General features: G+C 65.3%; 20 protein-coding genes and 1 tRNA gene. 14 read left to right on the top strand and 7 right to left on the bottom strand.

Features of this window, described 5'->3' with window-relative positions; genetic code table 11:
• Window positions 1-90: 90 nt before the first annotated feature.
• Both proB and VO57_004450 read right to left on the bottom strand, forming a co-directional pair.
• Window positions 91-903 carry a glutamate 5-kinase gene (gene proB / locus VO57_004455; GenBank protein XBL70601.1) on the bottom strand — a complete coding sequence of 271 codons (813 nt, stop codon included), beginning with the start codon at window positions 901-903 and terminating at the stop codon, window positions 91-93.
• 50 nt (window positions 904-953) lie between these two features.
• A tRNA-Cys gene (locus VO57_004450) sits at window positions 954-1,027 on the bottom strand.
• Window positions 1,028-1,178: 151 nt separating this feature from the next.
• Here VO57_004450 and VO57_004445 point away from each other — a divergent pair.
• Complete coding sequence (locus tag VO57_004445; GenBank protein XBL70600.1) at window positions 1,179-1,955, top strand: thioesterase family protein; 777 nt, start codon at window positions 1,179-1,181, stop codon at window positions 1,953-1,955.
• Between the two features lie 311 nt (window positions 1,956-2,266).
• Here the strand turns inward: VO57_004445 and VO57_004440 are convergent, their stop codons facing one another.
• Together VO57_004440 and VO57_004435 are read right to left on the bottom strand one after the other, a co-directional pair.
• Window positions 2,267-3,430, bottom strand: a complete 1,164-nt coding sequence (locus VO57_004440; protein ID XBL70599.1) for a crotonase/enoyl-CoA hydratase family protein — start codon at window positions 3,428-3,430, stop codon at window positions 2,267-2,269.
• Window positions 3,431-3,581: 151 nt separating this feature from the next.
• The gene (locus VO57_004435; GenBank protein XBL70598.1) at window positions 3,582-4,769 is read right to left on the bottom strand and encodes an LL-diaminopimelate aminotransferase; all 1,188 of its coding nucleotides are present in this window, start codon (window positions 4,767-4,769) and stop codon (window positions 3,582-3,584) included.
• A 147-nt stretch (window positions 4,770-4,916) separates the two neighbouring features.
• Between VO57_004435 and phaC the strand changes: the two genes are divergently transcribed.
• The 10 genes from phaC to VO57_004385 all read left to right on the top strand — a co-directional run bounded on the left by phaC (window position 4,917) and on the right by VO57_004385 (window position 14,437).
• Entirely contained in the window at window positions 4,917-6,833 is a 1,917-nt protein-coding gene (phaC, locus tag VO57_004430) for a class I poly(R)-hydroxyalkanoic acid synthase (protein ID XBL70597.1), read from the top strand.
• A gap of 116 nt (window positions 6,834-6,949) precedes the next feature.
• Window positions 6,950-7,753 carry a TIGR01841 family phasin gene (phaP, locus tag VO57_004425; protein XBL70596.1) on the top strand — a complete coding sequence of 268 codons (804 nt, stop codon included), beginning with the start codon at window positions 6,950-6,952 and terminating at the stop codon, window positions 7,751-7,753.
• Between the two features lie 163 nt (window positions 7,754-7,916).
• Window positions 7,917-8,339, top strand: coding sequence for an ATP-dependent Clp protease adapter ClpS (gene clpS / locus VO57_004420; GenBank protein ID XBL70595.1), 423 nt, complete (start codon window positions 7,917-7,919; stop codon window positions 8,337-8,339).
• A 92-nt stretch (window positions 8,340-8,431) separates the two neighbouring features.
• The gene (locus VO57_004415) at window positions 8,432-9,655 is read left to right on the top strand and encodes an LptF/LptG family permease (GenBank protein ID XBL70594.1); all 1,224 of its coding nucleotides are present in this window, start codon (window positions 8,432-8,434) and stop codon (window positions 9,653-9,655) included.
• Window positions 9,656-9,666: 11 nt separating this feature from the next.
• A complete protein-coding gene (gene lptG, locus VO57_004410; GenBank protein ID XBL70593.1) occupies window positions 9,667-10,764 on the top strand; it encodes an LPS export ABC transporter permease LptG in 1,098 nt (365 codons plus the stop codon).
• Window positions 10,761-11,291 carry a GNAT family N-acetyltransferase gene (locus VO57_004405; protein XBL70592.1) on the top strand — a complete coding sequence of 177 codons (531 nt, stop codon included), beginning with the start codon at window positions 10,761-10,763 and terminating at the stop codon, window positions 11,289-11,291. The genes lptG and VO57_004405 overlap by 4 nt, the downstream gene beginning before the upstream one ends.
• Window positions 11,292-11,451: 160 nt before the next feature.
• Window positions 11,452-11,610 carry a hypothetical protein gene (locus tag VO57_004400; protein ID XBL70591.1) on the top strand — a complete coding sequence of 53 codons (159 nt, stop codon included), beginning with the start codon at window positions 11,452-11,454 and terminating at the stop codon, window positions 11,608-11,610.
• A 15-nt stretch (window positions 11,611-11,625) separates the two neighbouring features.
• A complete protein-coding gene (locus VO57_004395; GenBank protein XBL70590.1) occupies window positions 11,626-12,783 on the top strand; it encodes an N-acetyltransferase in 1,158 nt (385 codons plus the stop codon).
• A 94-nt stretch (window positions 12,784-12,877) separates the two neighbouring features.
• Window positions 12,878-13,303, top strand: a complete 426-nt coding sequence (locus tag VO57_004390) for a response regulator (protein ID XBL70589.1) — start codon at window positions 12,878-12,880, stop codon at window positions 13,301-13,303.
• A gap of 330 nt (window positions 13,304-13,633) precedes the next feature.
• Window positions 13,634-14,437: a response regulator gene (locus tag VO57_004385; GenBank protein ID XBL70588.1), complete on the top strand. Its 804-nt coding sequence runs from the start codon at window positions 13,634-13,636 to the stop codon at window positions 14,435-14,437.
• A 131-nt stretch (window positions 14,438-14,568) separates the two neighbouring features.
• On the opposite strand, the gene VO57_004380 is transcribed toward VO57_004385, so the two are convergent.
• Window positions 14,569-16,179 carry a CHASE domain-containing protein gene (locus VO57_004380; protein XBL70587.1) on the bottom strand — a complete coding sequence of 537 codons (1,611 nt, stop codon included), beginning with the start codon at window positions 16,177-16,179 and terminating at the stop codon, window positions 14,569-14,571.
• 239 nt (window positions 16,180-16,418) lie between these two features.
• Here VO57_004380 and VO57_004375 point away from each other — a divergent pair, with 239 nt between their 5' ends.
• Genes VO57_004375 through VO57_004365 form a run of 3 tightly spaced genes read left to right on the top strand, consistent with a single transcriptional unit; the run spans window position 16,419 to window position 18,505 of the window.
• Window positions 16,419-16,631: a NepR family anti-sigma factor gene (locus tag VO57_004375; protein ID XBL70586.1), complete on the top strand. Its 213-nt coding sequence runs from the start codon at window positions 16,419-16,421 to the stop codon at window positions 16,629-16,631.
• A complete protein-coding gene (locus VO57_004370; protein ID XBL70585.1) occupies window positions 16,628-17,248 on the top strand; it encodes a sigma-70 family RNA polymerase sigma factor in 621 nt (206 codons plus the stop codon). Before VO57_004375 ends, VO57_004370 begins: the two co-directional genes overlap by 4 nt.
• A 60-nt stretch (window positions 17,249-17,308) precedes the next feature.
• Window positions 17,309-18,505, top strand: coding sequence for an AI-2E family transporter (locus VO57_004365; GenBank protein XBL70584.1), 1,197 nt, complete (start codon window positions 17,309-17,311; stop codon window positions 18,503-18,505).
• 76 nt (window positions 18,506-18,581) lie between these two features.
• Here the strand turns inward: VO57_004365 and VO57_004360 are convergent, their stop codons facing one another.
• Window positions 18,582-19,196 (bottom strand): superoxide dismutase, encoded by a 615-nt coding sequence (locus VO57_004360; protein ID XBL70583.1) that lies wholly within the window; start codon window positions 19,194-19,196, stop codon window positions 18,582-18,584.
• Window positions 19,197-19,228: 32 nt separating this feature from the next.
• Entirely contained in the window at window positions 19,229-20,488 is a 1,260-nt protein-coding gene (locus tag VO57_004355; GenBank protein ID XBL70582.1) for a cation:dicarboxylase symporter family transporter, read from the bottom strand.
• Window positions 20,489-20,610 lie beyond the last annotated feature (122 nt).

Genomic DNA, 20,610 nt, shown 5'->3' with positions numbered 1-20,610 from the left:
AATGGCAAGCAAAAATGTTGCCGAACGAGGGGATCTTTCGGATCGTTTCGATCCGAGCGCCTTTTTTTGATGTAGTTTTTCTGTTTGGAATCAGGACCTTGCCGAATCGAACAAAGTCGCCCGCGCGCCCTCTCGAAGCCCGCTGACCGGATGGTCGCTTCGGCCGCTCGCGATGATCGTTGCCCGGCCCTGCCCGATCGCGTGGCGTGCGGCGGCAATCTTGGTCGCCATGCCGCCCGTACCGACACCTTCGTGACGCGTTCCGCCGGCCATCGCGGCAATCCCCTCGTCGATACGGGACACGTGGGCGATGTGGTGCGCGGCGGGATCTGCGGGATCGCGGTCGTAGAGCCCGTCCACGTCGGACAGCAGCAGCAGCAGGTCCGCATCGGCCAGCTCCGCCACGCGGGCCGAGAGCCGGTCGTTATCGCCCAGCTTCAGTTCTTCGGTGGCGACACTGTCGTTCTCGTTGACCACCGGCACCGCGCCTGCATCCAGCAACACGCCCAGCGTGGCCCGCGCGTTGGCGGAGCGCTGAGGCGATTCGCTGTCGTCATAGGTCAGCAGCAGCTGCCCGACCGTGATCCCTTGCGTCGCAAAGGCGGCGCTCCACGCATTCATCAGCAGGCCTTGGCCGACTGCAGCGGCAGCCTGCCGCCGATCGAGCTGCGGCGAACGCTCGATCCCCAGCCGCTTCCAGCCGAGCGCCACCGCGCCCGAGCTGACCACGATCACCTGCGCCCCGCCCGCCCGCAGCGCGGCGATATCCTGCGCCAGCGTCACCAGCCAGGCGGTCCGCGCGGTGCGGCTTTCGGGATCGATCATGAGCGAGGAGCCGACCTTGACGACGATCCTGCGCGCGCTGTTCAGGCTGGCGGCAACGGAGGAATCGGCACTGGTCATCGGCGCACCCTGCATCGGCCATTGCGGCCTTGTCCTACCCTCGTGTCGCGTGGAGGCCCGAGCCGGAATCGAACCGGCGTGCAAGGATTTGCAGTCCTCTGCGTAACCACTCCGCCATCGGGCCCCGCTGCTCACGGGCTTGGCGCGAAGCGCGCCATCTAGCGGGATGATCGCAGCAGTTCAATCGCCTTTCGGTCTCTAATATCGCGCCGGCCCTTTCGATGGCCGCAGCCGGGTGTCTTCACATCGCCGCCCCCTCGTATAAGGAAGCCGCCATGACAATCGCTGCCATGCTAGAACCGATCGCCGGCAACGGCGAGACCGTAACCCTTCCCGCGGACGAGTGGATGCAGGGGCGCACGCTCTACGGCGGGGCGAGCGCGCTGATTGCATACACCGCCGCCATACGCGCCTTTCCCGATTTGCCGCCGCTGCGCTCCGCCCAGGTGGCGTTCGTCGCGCCGGTCGGCGCCGAGGTGAGCCCGCATGCAAGCATCATCCGCCAGGGCCGCAATGTCACGCAGATCCGCGTCGACCTGCTGGCGGAAGGCAGCCCCGCGCTGACATCCTTCTGGCTGTTCGGCGCTTCGCGCGAAGCGAACGCCGTCCACCCCGCCGAGCCGATCGCCCCCGCCCCGATCCCGATCGACGAGGCCGAACGGCTGATGGAGGGCCAGGGCCCGGCCTTCATCCAGAACAATTACGAACTGCGCCGCGCAGCCCCCTCCGGCGGCGAGGGCGGTCCTGTGGTCCGCCGCTGGCTGCGCCTGAAAGGTGGAGACGAACTCGACCCGACCAGCCGCCTGATCCTGATCGGCGACACCATGCCGCCGGGCGCAATGCGCGCGATGCAGCGCCCCGGCCCGGTCAGCTCGATGAACTGGGCGATCAACCTGCTCGATCCGCTGGCGCAGACGCGCGACGGCTGGTGGATCGCGGAAGCCGCGAGCGACCACGCCGACCACGGCTATTCGAGCGAGCGACTGCGCCTGTGGGACGCTGACGGGCGGCTGGTGATGATGAGCCAGCAGGCGGCCGCGGTGTTTGGCTAGCGAACTCGCCTCCCGGTGGGGAGCGGGAGGAGCAGGTTACGCATCCCGGCGACGGGCATTTTCCTACTTCGAGCGCACAGGCTATCGTGGCGACGGCTCTTTCCCATCGTCGTCGTCCCCGTTCGCAAACGCCGCCCGCCAGGCTCGCGCGGAGCAAAAATCCGCAATGCGTCACCCAGCGCGCACCAAGCCCTTGAGATAACGACTAATTCTCAGGGTGACACTCGGGTGACACGTGTCACCCACGTAACCGAAGGGATTTACGCCCCTCCCCGTGGGGAGGGGGCCGAGTTTTGGTGGAGGTGGGTGGCTCAGGCGGCATCCGTGAAATTGGGCGCGCGCTTGGCCATCCCGGCCATCACCGCCTCGATCTGGTTGGGCTGGCGGATCACGCTCGCCTGCTCGACGCTTTCGGCCATCAGCATGTCCTCGCCCGTCTCGTCGTGCATCCGATTGTGGAGCCGCTTGGCGGCGCGCACTGCGTCCGGGTTGCGCCGGGCGATGGTCGCGGCGATCTCCTTCGCCTTGGCCAGCGGATCGTCGGTGACATGCGTTGCAAGGCCGAGGACCTGCGCTTCCTCGCCGGAGAATTCGCGGTTGGTATAGACCAGCTCGCGCAGCACATCGTCGCGCACCAGCCCGCGCCATAGCTGATAACCGCCCATGTCGGGGACCAGCCCCCACTTCATCTCCATGATCGCCATCCGCGCATCGGGCGCGACCACGCGGATATCGGCCCCGCTCGCGATCTGCATCCCGCCACCGAAGCACACCCCATGCACCGCAGCGATCACCGGCATGGGCAGTTTACGCCAAACGGTCGCGACCTGCTGGAACTTGTTCGAATCGCCATGCGTGCGGTCGGTCAGCTTGGGCTCGTTAGCGTCGGGCGTGCGCGCGAAGCTGGAAGTGTCGAGCCCGGCGCAAAAGCTGCGTCCCTCGCCCGACAGCACCACCACGCGCACATCCTTGCGCTCCATCAGCGATTCGCCCGCGGCAATGATCGCCTCGAACATCGCGGGGTCGAGCGCGTTCATCTTGTCCGGCCGGTTAAGGCAGACATGCGCCACGCCATCCTCGCCGATCTCCACCGCGACCCGCTGTTCCTCGACCTGCGATGCCATGCTTGCGTTCTCCCGTTCTTCGTTCGTTTGAATCCGTTCGGATAGTTCGTTGCGCAAGGGCGCGGCGCTGTCCAGCCTGTACCCGGCCCCGTCGGTGGCGATCATCGCCGCAAGGCCGACGGTCTCAAGCTTGCGCCGCAGCCGCGCGACATGGACCGCGACGCGGTTGGTGCCGGGCTCGAAAGGGAGCCGCCAGACGTCCTGCAGCAGCGCGCGCTGGCTGACCGTGGCGTCCGGTGTCTCCGCCAACCGCCAGAGCAGCGCAAACTCGCGCGGGTGCAGCGCGAGCCAGCGGCCCTCCAGCGCGGCGTCACGATGGAACAGGTCGAGCCACAGCGGACCCGCCTCCATCCACCTCGCAATGAATTGCTGCGCTGCGTGCACGCGCCCCCGCCGCCCGCTGCCTCCACAAGGACATGCACCGTGGCACGTAGTTTACCTTATTGGAAAACACGAACAATCCGGAACGGATGTATACCGGTTCAGGCTTGGCCGATATTTCCTAGGCGTTCGATCGCTGCAGGAAGCGCTTGATATTGCGCGCGGCCTGCCGGATGCGCTGCTCGTTCTCGACCATCGCGATACGGACGTAGCCCTCGCCCTCCTCGCCGTAGCCGATGCCTGCTGCAACCGCGACGCCGGCCTGTTCCAGGAGCTGCTTGGAGAAGTCGAGGCTGCCCATATGCTCGAAGCCCGGCGGCAGCGGAGCCCACGCGAACATGCTCGCGGGCGGAGAGGGTATCTCCCACCCGGCGCGGGTGAAGCTCTCGACCATGACGTCGCGCCGCCGCTGGTAGCGCAGGCGGTTTTCCTCGACGATGTCCTGCGGGCCGTTGAGCGCGGCGCAGGCCGCCGCCTGGATCGGTGTGAACGCGCCGTAGTCGAGATAGGATTTCACCCGCGTCAGCGCCGCGATCAGCGTCGGGTTGCCGACCGCGAAACCCATCCGCCACCCGGCCATCGAATAGGTCTTGGACATCGAGGTGAACTCGACCGCGACCTCCTTCGCGCCGGGCACTTCGAGGATCGAGCGGGTGGGCTTGCCGTCGTAATAGAGCTCGGAATAGGCGAGGTCGGACAGGACCCAAACCTCGTTCTCCCGCGCCCACTTCACCAGCCGCTCGTAGAACGCCAGATCGACCGTCTCGGCGGTCGGGTTACTGGGGTAATTGACCACCAGCACGCTCGGCCGGGGCGAGGTGTAGGCCATCGCCTGATCGAGCGCGTCCCAATATTCCTCGTTCGGCGTGGTCGGAACCGAGCGGATCGTCGCACCCGCGATGATGAAGCCATAGGTGTGGATCGGGTAGGACGGGCTCGGCGCCAGCACCACATCGCCCGGTGCGACGATCGCGGTCGCCATCGACGAGAGGCCTTCCTTCGAGCCCATCGTCACCACCACCTCGCGCTCGGGGTCGAGCTCGACCCCGAATCGCCGTGCGTAGTAGTTCGCCTGCGCCTTGCGCAGCCCGGGAATGCCGCGTGACTGGCTGTATCCATGCGCGGATGCCTTGCCTGCGACCTCACACAACTTGTCGATCACATGCTGCGGCGGGGGATGATCGGGATTGCCCATGCCCAGGTCGATGATGTCGCGGCCCGCCGCGCGCGCCGCATGGCGCATCGCGTTGACCTCGGCGATCACGTAGGGCGGCAGGCGCCGCATCCGGTAAAATTGCTCGTCGCTCAAGCTGTGCTCCCGCTCGCTCGGTTCGTTTCGTCCTTTCTGGAACGCCGCGCGCTTCTGTGCAATTGAAGCTTGAGAGAGGACGCCCAGAAATTTCTTTGCACGCCCAAGCATGCGGTTGCGGGGAAATCGACTGAAAGGACCGATGCGATGGCCAAGGATTCATCCGATCCAGCCGAGGGGAACATGTTCTCCGCGATGCTGGAGGCGCAGGCGCGCTGGACACAGATGATGCTCGCGCCACTCACCACCCCGGGCCAGAGCGATGCGGATAAGGATGCGGATGACACGCCGCCCGCGCTCGCCGACCTTCAGAAATGGGCGGAGAACGCGACCCGTCTGCAGACGATGTGGCTCGAATTCTGCCAGACCCACGCGATCGAGACGACCAGCGATATGATGGCGGGTGATCCCGCCCAGTGGCCCGCCAAGTGGTTCGCGATGTTCGAAAGCTGGACCCAGCAGCTGCCCTTCGCGGACCCTGCCGAACAGCAGCGCTGGTGGGCGGAAAGCGCGCAGCTGTGGCAGGCGCTGATGCTCCCGCCAGAAGATCAGGGCGGCGAGGCCGAGGCGACCAGCCCGAAGCTGCCCCGCGAAGACCGCCGCTTCGCCGATCCGCGGTGGCGCGAACAGCCGGTCTATGCGCTGATCCACCAGACCTATCTGCTGCTGAGCGAGCGGGTGGAGGCGATGGTCGAGCAGATGGACAACATCGATCCGGCCAAGCGCGAACAGCTCAAATTCGCGACCCAGGCGATGGCCGAAGCGCTCAGCCCAGCGAACTTCCCCGCGACCAATCCGATCGTGCTCGACCGGATCTTGGAGACCCGCGGCGACAGCTTGGTCAAGGGTATGCAGAACCTGCTGCAGGATCTGCAGAAGGGCCAGCTGACCCATTCCGACCCGCAAGCTTTCGTGGTGGGCGAGAATATCGCGACCACGCCGGGCAAGGTGATCTACGAGACCGAGCTGTTCCAGCTGATCCAATACGACCCGAGCACGGAGAAGGTGCTGTCGGTTCCGCTGGTGATTTTTCCGCCGTGGATCAACCGGTTCTACATCCTCGATCTCAATGAGAAGAAGAGCTTCGTGAGATGGGCGGTCGACCAGGGGCTGACCGTGTTCATGGTCAGCTGGAAATCGGCCGACGCATCGATGAAGGACGTGGTGTGGGACGACTATATCGCCGCCCAGATCGAGGCGATCGACCATGTCCGCAAGCGCCTGCGGCAGCCCGCCGTCCACACGATCGGCTATTGCGTAGCGGGGACCACGCTGGCCGCGACGCTCGCGGTGATGGAAGCGAAGGGCGAGGCCGACAAGGTCAAGAGCGCGACATTCTTCACCGCGCAGGTCGATTTCGACGATGCGGGCGATCTGCTCCACTTCATCGACGACCAGCAGCTGACCACGATCAAGGGGCTGGAGCGCGACGGCTATCTCGACGGGCGCTACATGGCGGCGACCTTCAACCTGCTGCGCGGCAACGACCTGATCTGGAACTATGTCGTGCGCAATTACCTGCTGGGCGAGGATCACACCGCGTTCGATCTGCTCCACTGGAACGGCGACGTCACCAACCTGCCCGCCAAGTGGCACCGCAATTATCTGCAGGATCTCTACCGCGACAACCTGCTGGTGAAGCCGGGCAAGCTGGAGGCCTTGGGCGAGGCGATCGACCTGACCAGGGTCGAGGTGCCGACCTATATCCAGGCAGGCAAGGACGACCATATCGCGCCCGTGACCAGCGTCTGGAAGCTGACCGAGCATTTCACCGGCCCCACCCGCTTTGTGCTGGCAGGATCGGGCCACATCGCCGGGGTCGTCAATCCGCCTTCCTCGGGCAAGTACCAGTACTGGATCAACGAGGACGAAAGCGTCGGCAGCCTCGAGGAGTTTCGCAAGGGTGCCACGGAGCATCCGGGCAGCTGGTGGCCCGACTGGATCGAGTGGATCCGCAGCCATGACGACAGGGAAATTCCCGCGCGGGGCAAGCGCAAGCCGGGCAGCGGCAAGACCGACACGGTCATCGAACCTGCCCCGGGGCGCTACGTAAAAACCCGGTAGAGGGCCCATTTCCCCTCGGTAAACCGCAATTTGTGCACTGCACAAAAACTGCTTGAATTCGCATTGCACAATTGCTATTTGTGCAATGCAGCAAGTAGTAAGAGGTTACCGTTCAAATGGCTGACCAGACCACCGACAAGGGCGACGCCGCGGCGCAGAAGGCTTACGAGTCCGCCGTTGCCGCGAAGTCCGACAGCGAGCGCAAGCCCGTGACCGAATCGGCTAAGGCGCCTGAGGCGCCTGCCCCGACCGTGACGGCGAAGGAACCTGCGAAAAAGGCAATCACCAAGCCTGCGACCGCCAAGACAGCGGCGCCGGCCAAGAAGACCGCGCCGGCGAAGCCTGCCGTGAAGGCTCCCGTCGCGAAGAAGAAGGCCGGCCCCGCCAAGCGCAAGCAGGCCACCCCCACCAAATCGAAGGCGGCCCCCAAGACCGCTGCCTCCCCCAAGACGAAGGACACCACCATGGCTACCAAGACTGAAACCAAGACCCCCAATTTCGCCCCCAATTTTGCGAACGACATGGCCGCCGAAATGCAGACCCGCCTCGCGGGCATGTATGAAAAGGGTACCGAAATGACCGGCGAGATGGTCACCTTCCAGCGCGCCAACGCCGAAGCGATGGCCGAAGCGGGCAAGATCCTCTTCACCGGCATGCAGGACCTCACCCGCGGTGCCGTGGAAGAAACCCGCAAGGCTGCCGACCAGATGAGCGAAGATGCGCGCCTGATGGCCGCCGCCAAGTCGCCGACCGAACTGGTCAAGCTGCAGGGCGACATCATGCGCCGCTCGTTCGACCACGCAGTCGCCACCGGTTCGAAGAACACCGAAGCGTGGATCAAGCTGACCAACGACGCCTTCGCGCCGCTGACCAGCCGCGTGAGCGAAGCGGTCGACAAGATGAACAAGCTCGCCGCCTGAGCTTGCGATCATAGCGGGCCGGGCTTCGGCAACGATCCGCCAGTCCGGTAACGGACCAAGTCACGAGGGGTCGGGCGCAGATGTCGCCCGGCCCCTTTTGCATTCCCCCCTCGCCACCGCCGGTCCCTTGCAGATCTGCCCGGCGTTACGATATTGTTTGGCCATGCACGATCCCGCCACACCCCGCGCGCCCGACGCCAGCCTTCGCCCGCGCGATGCTGCGCCCCTTCCTTCGCGCGCACCGACCGCAGCAGGAAACGACGACCATGGCGAGGATGGTCGCCCGGCCGACCCCAATGTCGGGGTCGCGACCAAGACCCGCGCCAAGCCCAAGAAGCCGAGCCAGTACAAGGTGCTGATGCTCAACGACGATTACACCCCGATGGAATTCGTGGTCATCGTGCTCAAGCGGTTCTTCAGGATGGATATGGAAGAGGCGACGCGGGTGATGCTGCAGGTGCACCAGCGCGGCGTGGGGGTGTGCGGAATCTTCCCTTACGAGGTCGCCGAAACCAAGGTGAACCAGGTGATGGATTTCGCCCGGCAGAACCAGCACCCGCTCCAGTGCACGCTTGAAAAGGCCTGAACCGGGCGACGTGCGACAAGCCACATGACGTTTGCGCGCATTGCCGCTAGGGCATCGCGACCACGACCGTCCATTTAGCCGCGGGACCACGCTTGCCCTTCTCTTCGCGTCTCGACAGATACATCTTTCGCCTGACCATCGTCCCGATGATCGGCGTGTTCGCGCTCGCCGCGACGCTGTTGATGCTGGAACAGATGCTCAAGCTGTTCCGGTTCGTGTCGACCGAGGGGGGGCCGGTCGGCGTGGTGTTCCAGATGCTCGGCACGCTGCTGCCCGATTATGCTGTGCTGGCGATCCCCCTCGGCCTGCTGCTGGGCACCCTGTTCGCGTTCCGCCAGCTTGCCCTGTCGAGCGAACTGGACGTGATGCGCGCGGTCGGCCTTGGCTACGGGCGCCTGCTGAGGGTGCCCTTCGCGATCACGCTGGCGCTGATGGCGGTCAACGCGGCGATCGTGTTCTACGTCCAGCCCGTCTCCAAATATTATTACGAGGAGTTGCAGTTCGATCTGCGCTCAGGCGCGCTGGGCGCGTCGATCAAGGTCGGCGAGTTCACCACTTTGGCCGACCGTATGGCTTTGCGGATCGAAGAGAGCGAGGATTCCGGCCGCAAGCTCAAGGGCATTTTCGCACGGATCAACGCCGAGGACGGACAGACCCTCTCGATCAGCGCGCGCGAGGGCAGGTTCCTGTCGACCAGCGACAATCCCGACACGATCATCCTGCGCCTGTCCGACGGCACGATCGTGCAGGACCCGCCGGGCGAGACCCCGCGCGTGCTCAGCTTTACCGAACACGACCTGCCGATCGACCTGCCCGCGATCGAGCAGTTCCGCGCCCGGGGCGAGGCGGAGCGCGAGTATATCCTGCCCGAACTGCTCCGCATGGGGTGGAGCGATACGACCACCGAGGCCCAGCGCCTGGGCAGCCAGGCAAGCTTCAACTACCGGATGGTGGAGCTGGCGATGATGCTGTTCATGCCGCTACTGGCGGTGGCGCTGGCGATTCCGCCCAAGCGGTCGACCAGCGCGCTGGGTGTGTTCGTCGCGGTGATCCTCGTGGTCGCCTATCACAAGGTCAATCAGTACATGCAGGATTTCGCCGCGCTTGGCCGGGTCGATCCGACGCTGGGCCTGTGGGGCCCGTTCGCGATCTTCGCCGGGCTGATCCTGTGGTGGTACTGGCAGATCGCCCATGTCCCCGGCGGCCAGCCAATCGGCGCGCTGGAAAGCGCCTTCGCCAAGATCGTCAAACGGATCGGCAAGCTGCTGCGTCCCAAGCGCCGGGCCGACGCCTTCCGCGTCGAACAGGCGAGCTGAGCGGCCAGGATATGACGTTCGACTTCTTCCCGTCGCGCACGCTGACGCTGTACCTTGCCAAGATGTTCTCACTGCGCATCTTCGCGGTGCTGGTGATGCTGGTACTGGTGCTGATGATGCTCGACCTGCTGTCCAACAGCGGCCAGATCCTGGAGGTCCCGGGCAATACCGAGGCGGATCTGTGGCTCTATGCCTCGCTGCGCGTACCGATGCTTATCCAGCGGTTTCTGCCCTATTCGGTGCTGCTGGCGACGATCATCACGCTGGTCACGCTCAATCAGAACAGCGAAGTGATCGCGATGAAGGCGGCGGGCCTGTCTGCGCATCAGGTGCTCGCCCCGCTGATCGTCACCGCACTGCTGGTGGCGGGGATCAGCTTCGCCTTCAACGAACGCGTGGTGACTCGCGCGACCGCACAGCTGACCGCGTGGGAGGCGACCGAATTCGGCGCGCTGCCCGACAAGCCCAAAAGCAAGGGCAGCATCTATCTCGAGGACGGGCAGAACATCCTGACCGCGCGCAGCTATTCAGGTGGCGGCCCCGCCCCGACCCTGCGCGATGTGACCTATTACAGGCGCAGTCCGACGGCCGAGATTACCCAGAAGGTCGATGCGCCGATGGCGGTTCACGGGCCCGATGGCTGGGCTATGCAGAACCCGAGCGTATTCACCGTCGGCACGGCGAGCCTGGCGCAGCCGAGCCAGCTGACCGTTGCCCCCGGCATCACCCCCGCCACGATCGAGCTGCAGGAGATCGACCCCACCACACAGCCGTTCTGGCAGCTGGGCAGCTCTATCGAGGCCTATCGGCAGGCCGGCCGCGACACGGAAGAGCTGGAAGCGAATTACTGGCACAAGATTTCGGGCCCCCTCGCCGCGGTGCTGATGCCCATTCTGGGCGCGGTCGCAGGCTTCGGCCTCGCCCGTTCGGGTCAGCTGTTCATGCGCGCGCTGATCGGCATGGCGCTCGGCTTTGCTTATTTCGTGATCGACAACGCCGCGCTCGCAATGGGCGATTTCGGGGGCTATCCGCCCTTCCTCGCCGCATGGGCACCCTTCCTGCTGTTCCTGATGATCGGCGAGACCGTGCTCGTTCGCACCGAAGAGTGAGCGGCGCAAAGACCGACGACTGGCACATCCGCCTCGCGCAGCGCGACGATGCGGCAGCGATGCCCGCGATCGAGCGCGCGGCGGGCAGGATGTTCGAACGCTTCGATGGGCTGGCGTGGGTCGCCGGGCAGGCAACCGTGCCGGTCGATCGACTGGAGCGCTATATCGTGCGCGGCCATTGCCTTGTGGCGCAGGCCAGCGAGCAGATTGTTGGCTTTCTGGCGACCGAACCCTTCGGGCGCGAGTTGCATGCATACGAATTCAGTGTGCATCCCGATTGGCAAGGGCGCGGGATCGGATCCGCGCTGCTGCGCGGATGCATGATCGACGCGCGCAATTCGGGCTTCACCGCGATCACGCTTACGACATTCGCCGACGTCCCATGGAACGCGCCGTTCTATCGCCGGATGGGCTTCGTCGAGCTCGCCGCAGCCGACAACCCGCGTCTCGCAGGCGAACTCGCGGCCGAGGCGGAGCGGGGCATGCCGGCCGTAGCGCGCATCGCAATGGTCTGCGTGCTTGGTTGACTGGTTTGCAACAATCCCTAAATGCACCGCGCATTCAGAAGGTTGCCCCCAACGGCCATCTGTCGCGCTAAACGCGAGGTTCGGGCCGTTTGTGTTGGTGTTGCAACCTTCTCGCAAAAGCGTAGAAACACCCAAGGGGACGCAAAACAGGAATTTGCCCGTGTCGGGACCGCACACCGCGAAGGCCCAAGCCGATCTGCCGTTCCGCAAACGCAGCCACGATCTCGATCGCACAACCTTGCGTGAGCCGATCGTCAGCGCTTTCCAGCACCACACCATCATGGCCCATCTTGCGCTCACCAGCAGGCCGGCCGGCTGAAATGCCCAGAGATTTATGACCGACATCACCGTCTCGCCGCTCGATGCGACGAAAAGCCGCGACCGTGCGGCCTTCGTCGACTTGGGCCGCCGCTTCGCCGCGCAGCTGCCGCACTCGGTTCCGCAAATGCGGGCCGAACAGCTCGAACTCATCCATCCGGGCAAGAACCCGTTCTTCGGCCATGCCGAAGCGCAACTGTTCCTCGCCCATCGCGGCGGCAAGCCGGTCGGCCGGATCAGCGCGCATATCGACCGGCTGGCGCTGGAGGTGCCCGCCGAACAGGGCATGGGCCCCGGCACCGGCATGTTCGGCTATTTCGATGCCGAGGATGAAGCGGTTGCCAGCGCGCTGCTCGCAGCGGCGGAGGACTGGCTGCGCACGCAGGGGATGAACCGGGTCCTCGGCCCAATCTCCATGTCCATCTGGGAAGAACCCGGCCTGCTGGTGCGCGGGCAGGATCATTCGCCGATGATCATGATGGGCCACCATCCCGAACCCTATGCCGGCTACATCGCGGGGGCGGGCTATGCACCGGCCAAGCGCCTTTATACCTACGACCTGCCCGTCGCTCGGGAATTCCCCCCACTGGTGCAACGGATCGTCAAGTCGGGAGAGCGCAATAACCGGATCCGCGTGCGCCCGATCGACCTCGACAATTACGAGAGCGAGATCGAAATCGTTCTCGAAATCCTCAACGATGCATGGTCGCAGAACTGGGGCTTCGTGCCGCTGACCGAGGCGGAAGTTGCCTATACCGGCAAGAAGCTGCGCCCGCTGATCCACCCGGAAATCAACCGCATCGCTGAGTTGGACGGCGAACCGGTCGCCTTCATGATGACGCTGCCCAACGTCAACGATCTGTTCGCGCGCACGCGCGGCAAGCTGTTCCCGTTCGGCTGGCTTGCGACCCTGCGCTGGCTGCGCAAACCCATGCACGCAGGGATGCGGGTGCCGCTGATGGGTGTGCGCAAGCGGCTGCATAACTCCCGCCTCGCCAGCCAGCTCGCTTTCATGATGATCAGCCAGATCAGGCAGTCGGCGAGCAGCGTGTTTCATTCGGATCGTGGCGAGGTCGGCTGGATCCTCGAAGACAATCAGGGAATGGTCGCCATCGCAGACGCGATCGACAGCAGCATCAACCGCGAATACGTGATCTACGAGAAGGATCTGTAAGCGCGCGCATTCGCTCCGGAACGCGAGGGACACCCGCGGCGTTTGCTGCATATCCCCACTTGCCGACCCCCGGCCTCGCGAAGGATACGTACGAATGCCGCCGGACGGCGCCAGCCCCCGAAAGACCCGCAATTACGGGCCTGTCCTGATTGTCGAAGACGATGCCGTCCTTGCCCTCGCGGTGGAAGACGCGCTGATCGAGGCGGGCGCGCGCGACATCGCGATCGCCGCGACGACATCGCAGGCGATCGAGCGGCTGCGCGATGGCGACGTCGAGACCGTGATCCTCGATGTCCATCTGGCCGACCGCGGCGATGGTTGGGCAATTGCGGAAGTGCTGCGGGCGCTCGGCCCCAATGCGCCCAAGGTCATCTTCGCGACCGGATCGCCTGACGAGATACCCGCCCACGTCGCAGACTTGGGCCCGGTGCTGGGTAAACCGTACGATTTCGACGACCTGCTGGCGCATGTCGGCAAGCCCGAGCGGCCCTCCTTCCTCTCCCGCCTCAAGCGCGACTGAGCGTTCTTCCGGGCGCCGCCCGGCACGCCCGGACTGCGCCTTTCGCACACCACCCTCAGGCACAAAAAAAGGCCTTCGATCCGCATGGTGCGGAACGAAGGCCTTCGGGATCGTATCACCGGCCGCTTGGACGGGAGGGGGGTCTCGGCGGTGACATAGGGAGAATGCCCCGGCCCGAAGCCGGTTCCTCGCCCCGCAAATTTTTTTCGCCCCTTTCACCAGCACGTCATCGAAACCACCTTGCTGGCGCTTTACAAGCGAACTTGCGCAGGCTTGGAACCTGCCTCGACGCCGGACGTTGGCGAGAGGTTCAGACGGGAAAGATACTACATGTCCATTGGAGAAAATGTCGCTGCAAACCTGCCCTATCTGCGTCGCTACGCGCGCGCGCTGACGGGATCGCAGCAGACCGGTGACGCCTTCGTGCGCGCCACGCTCGAAGCGGCGCTGGCCGACGACGAGCTCAAGTCCTCGCTCGAAGGTGGCCGCGTGCCGCTGTACCGGGCGTTCAACAAGGTGTGGTCGAGCGCCTATCTCGAAGTGTCAGACCGTGGGGCGGACAATGCCGACCTGCCCGACCAGATCAGCGCCGATAGACTGCAAACCGTCACGCCGCTCAACCGGCAGGCGCTGCTGCTGACCACGCTGGAAGATTTCACGATCGAGCAATCGGCCGAAATAATGGAGATCGCGCCGCAGGACGTCGAAAAGATGGTCCAGGATGCGATCGCCGAGATCGATCGCGAATCGGCAACCAGCGTGCTCATCATCGAAGACGAGCCGCTGATCTCGATGCAGCTGGAAGACCTCGTGCGCGGCCTCGGCCACGACATCTGCGGCACCGCCGCCACGCGCACGCAGGCGCAGCAGGTGGTCGCGGAGAAGACCCCGGGTCTGGTGCTGGCGGATATCCAGCTCGCCGATGGCTCCTCGGGCCTCGATGCGGTGGACGATATTCTCAGCATCGGCAGCGTGCCGGTGATCTTCATCACCGCCTATCCAGAGCGGCTGCTGACCGGCGACCGGCCTGAGCCGACCTATCTGGTCACCAAGCCGTTCCAGGAAGCCACCGTGCGCGCGGCGATCAGCCAAGCGCTGTTCTTCAACGCCAGCCACGAGAACGCCTCCGCCTGAGGGAACGTCTCATCGAACAAAAGAAAAGGGCGTCGCGATTGCGGCGCCCTTTTTTTGTCTCCTCTGACCTCTGACAAGGCTTCCCGCTGACTGGAGCAGCGGCGAGCGGCCTAGCGCCCGCTCGCAGCCACTCAATCGCTCGCCTGCACACCGGCGGGGCGATTGCGCGCCCGCATCCTGAACTCGGTCGGCTTGCGCACCGGCACCCGCAGCACGCAGCGCACGCCCTGCGGCGCAAAGTCGAGCTCGACCGGGTGCTTGAGCTCGTGCGCGACGATCTTCTCGATCAGTTCGGTGCCGAACCCACGCGGGCGCTCGCTCGGTACCGTCGGCCCGCCGCGCTCCTGCCACAGCACCTCGACCAGATTGTCGCGCAACTGGTGCCAGGTGACATCGAGCTGCCCGCCTTCGACCGAGAGGGAGCCATATTTGGACGCATTGGTCGCCAGTTCGTGAATCGCGAGGCCGAACGACAGAGCGTCATTGGGCGCAAGATCGACCTCGGGCCCTTCGAGTTTGAGGATCGATTCGGCGGAATTGGCATAGGGCGCCAACTCCGCCTCCAGCACCGCGCGAAGCGGCGTGGTGCCCCATTCGGACTGGGTCAGCAGATCGTGCGTCGCGGACAGGGCGCGAATCCGCCCGTCGAGCCCGCTGGCGAAATCCTCCAGAGAATGCGCCCGTCGCCGGGTGAGCGCGACAATCGACAGCACATTGGCGAGCGTGTTCTTGACCCGGTGGTTAAGCTCGCGGGTCAGGGAATTGCGGATCGAGTTCTGCTCGGCATAGAAATCGAGCGCCGCCTGGTCCTCATGCGCCTGCTGGGTCAGCAGGCGTGCGACCAGCATCGAAAGGCTGGCGACCGCGATCCCGAACAGCAGCGTGATCATCGACAGCAGCGAAAGCGCATCGCCGCGTGCCGATTCCACCTCCACCGTCATCGGCCGATCGGCCAGATCGACCTCGATCCGCATCACCCGCCCGGTCCGCCGTCCAGGCGCGTGCGCCGCGACCAGATTGGCGGCAACCGGCTCGCCATCATACAGCCGCACGCCCCGCTGGCCGACAAGTTCGCGCGTCAGCACCGAATCGAGGAACACCTGCGAATTGAACGGGCCATAGACGAAGCCGCGGATCAACTCGTCGCGCGTGCCCGGCTCGAACACGGGCATGTAGATGATGAAGCCCGAATCGCGCCCTTCGCCTTCCTGCACCAAGACGATCCTGCCGCTCGCGGTCGGGCGACCGGTCTCGATCGCCTTCTGCATCGCGCTGCGGCGGACGGCCTCGGAATACATGTCGAAGCCAAGCGCGCGCGCATTGCGTTCGCTCATTGGCTCCAGAAAGGTCACCGGCACCGCGAAGTTGCTGCCTGCCTCGGGCCGCGGCGTGATCCGGAACGGCTCGCCGGTATCGGCCTGCACCATGCGTTCGAAGCTGCCGACCTGCCCGCTCGGCACGATCGGCGCCCAGCCGATCCCCTCCGCCCCGCGATAATCGGCATCCAGGCGCAGTTCGGTGGCGAAGCGGCGGAACAGATCGGCGGGTACCCGGTCAAGCGTGCTGATCAGAGCAGCGCCAGCGATCAGATACGATCCGCTGGTATTGACCCGCCGGTCCAGCGAGGACGCAATCACCTGCGCGGTTTCGTTGAGCTGCGCCTGCTCGCGCCGCCGCTCGCCGCGTTCGATCGCATAGACGCTCAGCGCAGTGATCGCGGTGATCAGCAGGAAGATTACCACCGGCACGGCACGGGGGTAATGGACCAGCCATCGCCTGAATCGCCGTGTCGGAAGTGTCGGATCGGACGCCACTACTGCTCCGCTTGAATATCGTTCGGGCCGCGCGTCCGGCGGCCTGGTGAATGCTGGATTTAGCAAGGGAACCACGCGCGGGCAGCAACGTTCCTGTTGTCTTGGATCGATTATGGGAAGGGCAGGCTTGGGTTTCGGCTACCGATACCCCATGTAAGCCGACAGGCATGAACGAAAAACACACTCCGGATACGCAGGGCCAGCACCTCAAGGGCGCTGGCAAGGATGGCGCGAGCATGGAAGAGCCTCGCTGGGCGGACAGCCTGCGAAGCCTTTACGACTCCGTGGTCGACGAACCGATTCCCGACAGCTTCAAGGATTTGCTCGCTCAGTTCGACGATCCTGAAAAAGACGCCGACAAGGGCGGTGGCAAGTCATGAGCGGGCACCCCGCACCCGCCGCCGATCCGGTCGAGTTCAAGCGTGAGCTGACGGGCGTGGTTCCGCACCTGCGCGCCTTTGCGCGCGGGCTGTGCGGCAGGCCCGACATGGCCGACGACCTCGTGCAGGAAACGCTGATGAAGGCGTGGGCCGCGCAGGAGCGGTTCGAGCCGGGCACCAGCATGCGCGCGTGGACCTTCGTGATCCTGCGCAATGCCTACCTCACCGACATGCGCCGCAACCGCTTTCGCGGCGAATACGACGAGAACGTTGCCGAACGCATCCTGACTGCCCCGGCGGGCCAGGAAGAGCCGATCCACCTGTCCGACATGCACCGTGCGCTGCTGACCCTGCCGCCCGAGCGGCGCGAGGCGCTGCTGCTGGTGGGCGCGGGTGGCTTCTCCTACGAAGAAGCGGCCAATATCTGCGGCTGCGCGGTCGGCACGATCAAGAGCCGCGTGGGCCGCGCCCGCGCCGCGCTCAACGCGATGCTTGCCGATGGCGATATCCCGCGCCGGTCGATCGACGACGACACCGCCCACCGCGCGATTCTGGAAGAGCTGGACGATGTCGCAGCGGGCAATGGTCTGGCCGAACCGACCAATGGGCGCAGCTGATGGCATCCGCGCCCTGCCCGGGCGCGCCCTGACCGCACACTGCATCGTCGGATCGCCACGATGAGCGAGCCGGGGGGCGAAGCGGAACGTCGGCCTGACAAGCCGCCACGTGCTACCGGCGGTTCCAAGAAACGCACACTGCTGGCCGAACAGGAACTGCGCCTGCTGAGCACGCTGGTGCTGCTGCTGGGCGTGGGGCTGTTCCTCGCCCTGCCCTTCGTCCTGTCGATAGGCTCGGTGGTTTTCCTGCCGGTCACCGCCGCCGTTCTCCTGACCGTATTGCTCGCCCCGCTGGCCGATCGCCTGTCGTCATGGGGCGTGCCCAACACGCTTGCCTCGGTGCTCGCGCTGGTCATTTTCGTCGCGATCGTGGTGCTTGCCTTCAGCGCGATCCTGCAGCCCGCTTTCTCTCTGTTCGACCGGCTGCCCGAACTGATCGAGCAGATCGGATCGCGCTACCGCGAGATGCAGGAGGAGTTCGCCTGGCTCGCCAATGCCAACGAGCGGCTGGCGGATCTGGTCGGCGGATCGGGCGCGACCGAAGTGACGCTGGCGGGCCCTTCGGTGTTCCAGCAGGTCGCGATCAGCGCGCCGGTGCTGCTGCTCGAAGTGATGCTGACCTTCCTGATGGCGTTCTTCATGGTCGAGGCGCGCGGTCGGCTGCGGCGCAACATCCTGTTCGGGCGGACCAGCTTCGGCACCAGCGTCAAGGCTGCGCGCGTGCTGCGCGAGGTTCAGGATCGGGTTGCTGCCTACATCCTGACCGTGGCGTGGATCAATCTGGGCGTCGGCATCGTCGTCGCGCTGGGCGCGTGGGCCATGGGGCTGCCCGCGCCGATCATGTGGGGCGGCCTTGCAACCCTGCTCAACTTCATCCCCTATGTCGGCCCGCTGGCGATGACCGGGCTGCTGGTGCTGTTCGGGCTGGGCACGGCGGATTCGGTGTTTCTCGGCATGATCCCTGCGGTCGCCTACATCACGCTGCACGTGTTCGAGGCGAATGCGATCACGCCCGCGATCCTCGGCCGCCGGTTCACCATGAACCCGGTCATGATCCTGCTCGCCTTTTCCTATTTCACCTGGATCTGGGGCGCGATCGGCGCACTGCTGTCGGTCCCGCTGCTGCTGATGCTGACCGCCTTCTTCGACCATGTCGGGCGGCCCAACCTGCTCGGCTTCATCTTCGGCGAACCGCTGTTCCAAACCCCGCTGATCGAAGAGGCGGACGAGACCCTCACGCCTCCGCCCAACGGGTAATACCAACTTCACAAAAAAGGGGCCGGACCGCAGCGCGGCCCGACCCCTTTTCAATCATTGACGATATCTCGTCCGATCAGCTGGAATATTTCCAGGTCTCGCCGCGCGCGAGGTTCTCGCTCGCGAAGCCCCAGTTCAGCTTCTCGGTCGTCAGCGCCTTGAGATAGGCCGGACGCGCATTCTGGTGGTCGAGGTAGTAGGCGTGCTCCCACAGGTCGATCACGAGCAGCGGGTTCACCCCGGCCTGGTCGGCCAGCGTGTCGCCGTCATGGGTTTCCTCGATCGAGAGCTTGCCGCCCTTTTCGGCGAGCCACACCCAGCCGCTGGCGAAGTGACCGGCACCGCGTTCCTGCAGCTTTTCCTTGAGCGCATCGACCGAGCCGAAGGCGCTTTCGATCATGCTCTTGAGCTCGTCCGAGGCGGCGGTTTCTTCGCCCGCCATCGAGTTCCAATAGAACCCGTGGTTCCAGCTCTGCGCCGAATTGTTGAACAGGCCTTGGTCGCTGCCGCGCGCGGCAGCGATGATCTCTTCGAGCGACTTGTCCGCGTGATCGGTGCCTTCGATCGCCGCGTTGGTCTTGTCGATATAGGCCTTGTGGTGCTTGCCGTGGTGATAGCTCAGCGTCTCGGCGGAGACCGCCGGGGCCAGCACGGTGTCGGGATAGGGCAGCGGGGTAACTTCGAAAGCCATGTGTGTTGTCTCCCATTCTTTGGGTTTGTGGTTCAGCTGTCGGTAAGTGAACGCGCGGGCGCGGCATCCGTTGCAAGATTTTCGCCCTTTTCACCGTCGGTCGCACTGGCGAGCGCGACGTCTGCGGTGACGTTGGCCAGCGTGCGCATGATATCGGGGATCATCTCCACCGCGACCAGCAGCGCAAGCGGCTCGACCGGCACGCCCATCGCCAGCGCGATCGGCCCGATCGAGACGACGAAGCTGATCGTGCCGGGCAGGCTGACCGACCCGATCGAGATCACGAAGGCGACCGCCAGCCCGGCAAGCATGGCGGTAAGGCCCAGCTCGATACCGAACAGATGCGCGACGTAGATTGCCACCGCGAGGTTCATCGCCGGGCTGGTCGCGCGGAAGATCGCGACCGAGAGCGGTAGCACGAAATCCGCGACATTCTCGCTGATGTCGAGCCGCCGTGCGCTCGCCAGCATCGCGGGCAGGCTCGCGAGCGAGCTCTGGGTGGAGATGGCAACCGCCTGCGCAGGCAGCAGCGCGCGCGCGAAAGGAAGCGGCCCGTGCCGCACGGCACCGACCACGAAGGCGGCGACCAGCACGATCCCGCCCATCGCCGCGACGGTGGCGATATAGTGGATCAGAGTCAGGAACGCCGCGTCTCCGCCGGCTCGCACTGCGACCCCGAGCGCCAGCGCGAAGACCCCGACCGGCGCAACCCACAGCACCCAGCCGATCAGCATCAGCATCGCGTTCGCCACAGCCTCGAAGAAGCTGCGCAAAATAGCCGACTGGGAATCGGGCAGGCGGGTGATCGCAACCGCGAACAGCGCGAAGAAGATCGTCAGCGGCAGCATCGCGGTCTCGGCCGCGGCGGCAATGATGTTGGGCGCGATCAGCGAGAGGATGAATTCGCTCAGGCCAGGCACCTCTTGCGGCTCGACATTCGCGGCCAGCAGGCTTTGCGCGCCCGCGGGCGCGGGCACCGCATCGAGCAACAACGGCATCGCGATCAATGTCGCAACCCCGCCGAAGACCAGCGCCGCCGCGACGAACACCAGCATCCGTCGCGCGGTCGCCCCGGCGCGCGCGGCACTGGCGAGCTGGGTGATGCCCAGAACCAGCAGCGCGGCGACCAGCGGAATGATCGTCATCTGCAAGGCGCGCAGCCACAGCGCGCCGGCCGGTGCGGTGACCGGCAGAATGCTGTCCGCAACCGGCCGCCCGGCGATCAGCGATCCGGCGATCAGCCCCGCGACGAGCCCGCCGAAGGTCCACCAGACCGGCAGGCGCAAAGTCACCAGCCGTGCGGGACGGGTTGTCTCAGGTGCCGACAAGCGCGATTGCCCCCTTCCATCGCCGTGCGCACGCGTCCACAAGCGCGCGGCGCAGGTTCGCCTCGGTACAGACGACAAGCAAGGGT

Origin of the sequence: Citromicrobium bathyomarinum (assembly GCA_001306305.2) — a bacterium.
GTDB lineage: Bacteria > Pseudomonadota > Alphaproteobacteria > Sphingomonadales > Sphingomonadaceae > Alteriqipengyuania > Alteriqipengyuania bathyomarina.
This window is presented reverse-complemented; position numbering and strand designations above follow the sequence as displayed.